Annotated in this window: 6 protein-coding genes; 5 read left to right on the plus strand and 1 reads right to left on the minus strand. The window is 52.8% G+C overall.

All coding sequences use genetic code 11. From position 1 onward, the window contains the following. Positions 1-20: 20 nt before the first annotated feature. A complete protein-coding gene (locus ACR0MI_RS17665; protein WP_170617489.1) occupies positions 21-3323 on the minus strand; it encodes an AAA family ATPase in 3303 nt (1100 codons plus the stop codon). Positions 3324-3813: 490 nt separating this feature from the next. Between ACR0MI_RS17665 and ACR0MI_RS17670 the strand changes: the two genes are divergently transcribed. From ACR0MI_RS17670 to ACR0MI_RS17690, 5 genes are all read left to right on the plus strand, one after another. Further along, positions 3814-4107, plus strand: coding sequence for a hypothetical protein (locus ACR0MI_RS17670; RefSeq protein ID WP_170817364.1), 294 nt, complete (start codon positions 3814-3816; stop codon positions 4105-4107). Between the two features lie 41 nt (positions 4108-4148). Further along, positions 4149-4607, plus strand: a complete 459-nt coding sequence (locus ACR0MI_RS17675) for a GFA family protein (RefSeq protein WP_170817365.1) — start codon at positions 4149-4151, stop codon at positions 4605-4607. An 87-nt stretch (positions 4608-4694) separates the two neighbouring features. Beyond that, on the plus strand, positions 4695-5126 hold the full coding sequence (locus tag ACR0MI_RS17680) for a hypothetical protein (protein WP_170617422.1): 432 nt from the start codon (positions 4695-4697) through the stop codon (positions 5124-5126). A gap of 249 nt (positions 5127-5375) precedes the next feature. Continuing rightward, complete coding sequence (locus ACR0MI_RS17685) at positions 5376-7169, plus strand: adenylate/guanylate cyclase domain-containing protein (RefSeq protein ID WP_170617424.1); 1794 nt, start codon at positions 5376-5378, stop codon at positions 7167-7169. A 53-nt stretch (positions 7170-7222) separates the two neighbouring features. Next, a partial coding sequence (locus ACR0MI_RS17690; RefSeq protein WP_480855049.1) for a phosphatase PAP2 family protein occupies positions 7223-8453 on the plus strand: 1231 nt, incomplete at its 3' end.

An 8453-nucleotide genomic window follows, 5' to 3' on the forward strand; every position in this document is an offset into this window, starting at 1 on the left:
TCCTGCAGGTGCGATCAGTTTTAGGTCGCCGCCGTTTGATAGGGTTTTTTGCGTATGACGGGCATTGCGTTGAACAGGCTCGCCGCCTCTGCCGTCGTTCGAAGTGATGTCAATGCTTCGTTATCTGGCATCCCGCGCGCTTTGTTTGTCAGCGCTCTGGTCCGTTGAATATGATATTGCGACCATGGTGTCGGTTCGTCCGCGGTGTAGTCTTCGAGGGCTGTCGCCAAACGCTCTGCGTCCTCGAAGGCCTCTGCGTTCAGGCAAGCTTGTATGGCATTTCGGTAAAACCGAAAGTAGTTGTGACCAACACAACCCTTTGCAAGCAATGCTTCTCCTTCCCGCAGAATTTCAATGCGTCGCGCGGCATTTGATGTCGTTAGGGCAACCGTGGACATAACCCAAGGGCCTATAAAAGTATCGAGCGCCATTTCGCGCACTTTCGTCAGCGCGTCCTCGGCAAGCCTCTCTGCTTCAATGTCGTTGCCCTGTTCGAACTCTATGCGTGCAAGTGTCTCTTCCAAAAAGGGAAGGAACCGTTTCGCGCCGATGCGTTCGGCTAGTTTGCTGCCCCTGTCGATCTCCGAGCGTGCTTCGGCATACCGCGCCATCGAAGTGAGGATCCAGCCCGCTGTCAGTCGAGACACGATTTCCGGACGATGTGTTCCGAGTTTTTGCGCCAATTCGGCTGACTGCAAGGCGCAGGCCAGCGCCTGCTCGGTCTGGTTCATGTAAATTTTTGTTGTGGCCAACATGAACAGATTAGCACTCTGTACTGCACCCAGACCATGTTGTTCACAAAGCTGCAGGCAGTTTTCTATGACCTCATGAGCGGTAAACATCCTGCCACGCGCATAAGCGGCGTCGCCCAACCCGCTGAGCGCCAGGGCTTGCCTTTCCGGCAAATCGGCTCTCTGCGCATATTCAAGCGATTTGAAATGTTCTTCCTGGCAACCGTCTAGATCACCACGTGGGAAATGCAGGCTCCCACGCAGATAGTGTATATTGCTCAACTCAGACAAAAGCGTGCCGCCTTCGGCAATAGTCTGGGCTTCGTCGAGAACCGCGTACGCTTCATCGATCCGGTCCAGGATACGCATGGCGGCAGCGATGCCGATCAACGAACGGCATTTGTCCAACGCATGCGCTGCGCAGTCTTGTGCCTCGCGGAAGCATGTGATGGATTTCTCACTGTCACCTGACTCCCGCAGAACATCGCCTTTGACCCGCAAAAGTGCACCACGCGTGTCTAGATCGGGATCGCAGTTCAACCCCTTTTGTGCAAAATCCAGAGCATCATCTGATTGGAATGCATCTCTTGCGTCACGCGCCGCCGAGAGAAACGCCTCAGCGGCGCGCGGGTCTTCGGCGAACGAAAGATGTTGCGCATAAAGTACGACGCCGCGCTTCTCAAACCAATTTGCGGCTGCCAAATGCAATGCGCGCAAGTCTTTCCGCAGAATAGTACTGAGAATGGCATCCCGTATCAGAGCATGGGCAAAAAGATATCCGTCGTCGATGGGTTTTATCAGGGCTGCGTCCAGCAATGGGCGCTCGTCGTAAACGCTCACCTCTGCAATTTGCGTCACGGCGCTCATCGTAAAACGCTGCCCCAACACGGCTGCCGCATGCAGTATTTTCTTGTCTTGCGGCGCAAGTCGGTCAAAGCGGGCCTGAATCAAGCTTTGGATCGAACTGGGAACCAGCCCATCTACATCGTTCGCGTGGGCCAACATCTGAACCAGAAAAAGCGGGTTACCCTGCGCCTTCTCGATACACTCATCGACCATTTGGTTCGTGACGCGAATGGTCATCTGTGCAAGTTCCATCGCATCAGCCGATTTCAGAGCGCCCAGGGTCATTCTTCTTACACGCGCTGAACTTTCGATCGGAGCAATATCCATGTCCATCACGTATCCTTCCATACGTGATGTAAGCAAAAGAAAGACCGGATTGGCCTGACTTTCATCGACCAGAATATTTATCAAGGGCAGCATTTTGGGATCTGCCCAATGGACATCCTCCAAAACAATCAGTTGCGGTGTTTGCGCTGAGAAATGACGCACGACGCGTCTGATGGTTTCATGCAACCCTTCCACCCGAGCGGTGTCACTCATGGCACCAAGCATCACCGACATCTCAAGATCAGGTTTCACGCCCAGAATCTGAACCATGAAAAGTGTGGAAATCTCATTCAGGACGTCTGCCTCGGTCAATCGCTTGATCACGGACATGACCGCTGATTGTTGAGCGTGCTCTCCCAGACCACACATACTGCTTATGATTTTGTTCACGGGCGACTCTGCATCTCCCAGACCAAAGTCAAGAAACAGTGCGGAATGCCTGTCAAAACCTTTCGCTTTTGCCCTTAAAAGAGTTTCCTGAACCAGCCTCGTCTTGCCGATACCCGCATCTCCGCGCAGGTATACCGTTTCACCAGTACGCCGCGAGATGGTTCCGTCAAGTGCTCGACCCAGTAGCTCGACTTCTCGATCACGTCCGACAATTTTGTTTTGTGCGACCGCCCGACCGAAGCCGACAAACCGATGCGCCAGCACGGGGCTTTCGTACCCTTTAACCTGTAAAGAGACTGGAGCGTCGCAATGAATGCTTTGACTGAGAGACAGAAATATCTTGTCGTCAATCAGTGTTTCTTTTGGGCCAGCCTGATCAGCAAGGCGGGACGCTAGGTTCACAGTATCTCCAGTCACAGTAAAGTCTTGGTCTTTTCGTTGTCCGTAACCGCGCTTGGAGAAGAGAACGTTGCCAGCTGCAGCACCAATATGAACAGTCAGTTCACGACCAAATCTTCGAGATATCTCTTCCATGGCGCGGTGCATCTCGACGGTTGTCCGCAACGCCCGTTCACTATCGTTGCCAAATGAGACCGGCGCGCCGAAAACCGCCATCACACAATCGCCGATATGACGGTCCACCGTGCCACCCATGCGGATCACAATTTCATTGAAGCGATCATACAAGCAAGACAGCACATCGTGCAGATCTTCCTTGTCCAGTTCGCGCGATAACTGAGTATAGCTGCTGAGGTCGGCAAAAATGGTAGTGACGTCTCGCCGTTCAGCGTCAGAGGAGCTTTCAAGGTTTGTCGATGTGGGTGCAGTGACAGTTGGGTCGTATGTTTCCGCGGCCTTTTTCAGGCCCGCCAGGATTTTCTTCCGGTGCCCCAGAGAAACGATGCCGATTTCCTTCAATTCATCGAGGGTCAGATCGCCAATAAGTGACATATCAATGTCGTTTTGAACAAAAGCATCGAGGTATTGAGAAAACCCGATGTTGCTCAGTATTTTTTCAAGTTCATCCACCGAACAGTCCCGCAAGTACCCTTGTCTGATCTACTACTTTCACTTGTACTAAAGCAATCGTTAACCATTGAGTCGAATGGATCAAACGAGCTACTTGTTCGTGTTTGATCTGAGCAGGATAAACAAAAGAGTTCTGACGGATCGCAAATTCTGTTTTGGCCGATTGTCATCAAATCTCGAATAGAGGCCAGATACGGTTTCGTTCGCAACGCGGAAGTTACTACAAATCAAGTACCGCGCCACGCACGGCTGACCGTTTGCGGGAAGCTAGATTTCAGTGCCATTTGGAACGATAATTATCGGCATTGGCAGTTTGTAGTAGCTAGACTGTTCAGACGATTGTCGGCTACGTCCGCTTAACAGGCATTCATTAAATTCTACCGAACGGCTGCTTGGAGCCCAAAGCAGACACGCTCGTAACAAAATGATATGGTCCTAGAACTAGAGGCGCTCTTACATTCAGGAACCGTACTTTACGGAGGTCGGATGAATGATCATGCGCATTTTTCAGGTCGTGGCTCGGCCAGGCAAAGAGGAAGAGTTCAGCAAGTTCTTCCATGAAACAGCCATACCCTTGATGAGGGGCACTAAGGGTATCGTTCAAGTGTTTCCTGGTGCCGCACGTGCTGACACACCACGAGAGTTCAGCTTTGTCATGGTGTGGGAAAACCTAGAGTCACTAAAGGCTTTTGTCGGCGAAAACTACCAGAGCCCGCATATCGATCCGGCAGAGGCCGAATTAGTCGAGTCGCGTTCTATCAAGCATTACGAACTGGTCCAATAAGAGCCATGGCTTGAACAATAGGAAACAACTCGGGGGAAATAATGATCAAAGGGAAATGCGGCTGTGGAGCCGTAACATATCAGATGACTTCGCCACCCATGTTCGTGCATTGCTGCCACTGTCGCGAATGCCAGCGACAAACCGGAGCAGCCTACGTCTTGAACGCTATCATTGAAGCTGACCGAGTGAAGTTCGAGGGGCCAATCACCGAAAATGAGCTCTCCACTCCAAGCGGGAAAGGTCAGATTGTTACGCGCTGTAGGGATTGTGGAGTCGCCGTTTTCAGCAGCTACATGATCCGCCTTGGCAAGTTAAGGTACGTGCGCGTCGGAACACTGAACGACCCGGATCAGTGTCCTCCGGACGTACAGATTTTTACTAGCAGCAAACAGGCCTGGGTGCCGCTCAGCGAGGAGATTCCTATCTTCGAGGAATTTTACAGCTTCGACGAGGTGTGGCCGCAGAATTCGTTGGAACGTTTGGAGACTGCTCTAGCCTGACGAATCAGTCGCTGAGGCTTAATGGCAGCTCTGTCCGCATAGCAGTCAATCAGGCCATCTTCGGCGAATGACCGCAAAGAGCCAATATTGGTGAAAAACTCGAGATTTCGGCCCACTCGCTTTTTCGCCTACTTCCATCGCGTCAGCAATATTGACGCCACTTGCCCAGCGCAGGCCATGACAGCCTCGCACATCGCGGAACCAATGCTTTGGCCGACCCCCTGGCCAAAAACTTCAACCGCCTCTCAATGGGTAATTTTTTCAACGGTTTTGGCCAAAACTGGAGTTTTTCAACAATATCAGTCCAAATTCGACATTGGGGATGCGTGCGGAATTGGCCCCAAAGAGGCGGAGAGCGGTCACTTTCTGCATGTGCGCACTGACTTCAATACTGATCTGGATGCGGACATTCAGATTGCAATTACTTTGGACACGTTTCTGAAATGCCGCATGAGTTTTTTTGGCTCGAACGTACACTTCATACAGGCTGACACGAAGGTCGGGTTTTCTCCCCGTTGAAGCTTGAAAAGCTGTATTCCAGAGCACCTGCCATCAACGGTCGCCACCTAAATCCAGGCATTCGCACCAAGTCGGGCTTCAGCGGCATTAAAACCTCCCGCCCTTACAGTGCACTACCGACCAAAGCGACTCTGCCGAAGGAGGCTTCTGGAAAAGTGATAAGATAGACCGACAGAGAGTGTGGCGTTAAGCTTCTGAATGTGCCGATCTACTTTGGCCAATTATGAGTGTTTTCGAGGGTGTTATTGGATGGTGCAGACTGACAGACCTCGCGCGGCCGAAACGCGTCGGCTTGCGGTTGTAGCATTTGCGGACGTTGCAGGGTTTTCGCGTCTTGTTGCAGAAAACGATATTCGCGCAGGCAATCAATGGAAATCGCTCAAAGAACATGTTTTGCTGCCCTTGCTGAAACGACATGGCGGAAGGCTAGTTGAAACCGCCGGAGATGCAATCCTTGTCGAGTTTACAAGTGTTGTTGCGGCCCTAGAGTGGGCGGTGGATGCACAGAATACCCCGCAACTCAAGGCTGGTATGGATGCGGGCAGTGAAAGCAATTTGCAATTGCGCATTGCAGTAAATGTCGAAGATGTCCTGGTGCAAGATGGGAACATACTGGGCGACGGCGTAAATATCGCATCGCGCATTCATGATGCAGCGGCCCCCGGTCAAATCATAGCTACAGGCATCGTCCGGGAATTGGCTGCCAACAAAGCCAATGTCAGCTTCAAAGATCTCGGGACGCCCCGGCTGAAGAATATCAAACGCATTGTGCACGTGTTTCAGGTGATTCCTTCAGAAGCAGCGTCCGAAGAAGAGACGCGGTTGCACCAACCTTTTATCGAGTGGACTTCCCGCCCCACCGTTGCGGTTCTGCCTTTTCGCGCGTCATCGGGCCATGAAATGGAGGAGTATTTTGGGTCTGGCATCACCGAAGACATCATCAATGGTCTGTCGCGCAGCCACGCCTTTCACGTCATTGCGCGCGCTTCGACTTTGCGATTTGCAAAACGTTTGATGGACTTGCAGGAAGTCGCCTCGCTGCTAGGGGTCAACTACGTGATGGATGGCAGCGTGCGTCGCCAAGGCGATCGGCTTAGGATAACGGCGGAACTGGTCGACGTCGCCTTGAACCGATCGATCTGGTCCGAGACGTTCGACGGAAGCGCCGATGACCTGTTCGACTTCCAAGACACCATCGTGGCAGCAGTTGTTGGATCTTTTGAACCGCGCCTGAAAGCGCATGGTATCAAGCGCGTTCGAAATCGCTCTACGGAAAGCCTCGACGCATATGACTGCGTTCTCAAGGCGGCCTCGGAACTGTACCGGTTCACTGAAGATGGGTACCGGAATTCCGGAACTGCGTTGCGACGGGCGATCGAACTCGATCCCACATATGCGCAGGCCTATGCCTATTCAGCATGGCGCCTGAACTACCTGTTTGGCGAAGGGCGCTCGGACGATCCTGAGCGGGACAAAAAACTGGCCATTGAACATGCTCAGTATTCAATCGTACTTGATCCCGAAGACTCGTTTTGTCAGGTCGTGGCAGGTCATTTGACAAGTCTGCTCAAAGGAAAACCGCATCAAGCGCTGTCCATGTTCGATTTGGCTTTGTCGCTGGATCAAAACAACGCTTTGGGTTGGGCGTGGAGTGGGGTTACTCTGTCCTACCTCGGCCGCGGTGAGGACGCGATACACAGGTTTCAAAATGCCTTTAAGCTCAGTCCTTTTGACAATCTAAATTTTACATGGTGGACCGGCGCCGGAATTGCGGAGTTTGTGTCTGAGAATTATGCCGAATCCATTTCTTGGCTGGAAAAGGCTCGGCAAGTAAATCCGCGATTCATTGCGACGTTGAGGATTTTGGCCGCAAGTCTCGCGATGAATGGGGAAGAAGATAAAGCACGAGAAGTCGGTAATGAGTTATTGAGGCTCGACGAAAAATTCTCGGTCGATCATTTTGTTTCATGGTATCCTTTCGTTCATAGCGAACACAAACGGGCTTTAAAAAGCGGGCTCTTGATCGCGGGCTTGCCGCGCTGACTGATTGTTTCACGGGCAATTTTTTTCCGTATCAATTTCTAGGGAGACTTCAGATGACATCGAACATGAATACAGGAAATGGCATGGGACGCGGTATGGGCATGGGCATGGGGCGCGGCATGGGTATGGGACGCGGCATGGGTATGGGCATGGGAACCGGCATGGGCATGGGCATGGGGCGCGGCATGGGTATGGGACGCGGCATGGGTATGGGCATGGGAACCGGCATGGGTATGGGCATGGGGGCCGGTATGGGTACCGATCCTGTTATGGGTGAAATCCCGGTCGGCGCGGATGGGGGCATCGGGTTCGTCCGCAGCTACTACGCAACACCCATTGAACTCGCTCTCTTACCCTGGGCGCTGAACTTCACTCCCGACAATGCGGGCAACCCATCTTTTCCGCTGGACTACATCATCAGCCCGTATCAACCGGACCGACCCTGGCTGGAGTGGACAACGCAGGACTGGGACCCGGCTTTGCGTTTCTGGGCACTGCCGTTCGACAAGCATCTGACGGAATGGTTGCGTGCGGCAGACCGGTCCGAGCCGGCCACGCTTGCCGCTCTTGAGTTTGCTGGGCAGGCGGACAAGTGGAACCCACTTGTTGGGTTTAATCCGGAACCGGGGGGAGAAGACTGGTTGGAAGATGATGATTTGAAGTGGAGGCCGTCGGGGAATTCACAGGCGGAGAAAAACGAAGCGTTTTCGATCATAAAAGGCGAGTTGGAAGCGTTGAAGCACTACATGGAGGATGACCGGCAGAGCTACCTCGTGGAATCAGATATCCAAGCGGATGGGTTGCCCGACTATCTGGTCCATTTCCTTGGCATCAATTCCTTCGACCATCCTTATACGTTGCAACTGATCGACATAGGTCTCGCGCTGGGGAACGTGGCCTACATGTCCTACAAAGCGCATTACAAACGGGTGCGACCTTCGATCCTGCGTCCCGGCCTTACCGTTCCTTTCGGCCCTCCTGCGCATCCGGCCTTTCCCAGTGGCCATTCCTTCCTTGCGCATTTAATCTCATTGCTCCTGTGTGAAATTCCTGGCATCGCAGCGCGTTACGGCGTCCAGCCTACAGGCACGACTAAGGGAGATGGTCATCTGTTGAGGAAACCTGAGAGGAGCGATCTGACTGAACGCAAAGTGATCCACTCGCCTATTTTTACGATCGCGCAACGCATCGCTGTAAATCGTGAGCGGATCGGGGTGCATTATCCCTCCGACAGCTACGCCAGCCGCCACTTGGCGGCGGCGATCTGGGAACTCCTCATGAAAC

It is taken from the genome of Ruegeria sp. D4, assembly GCF_056534475.1.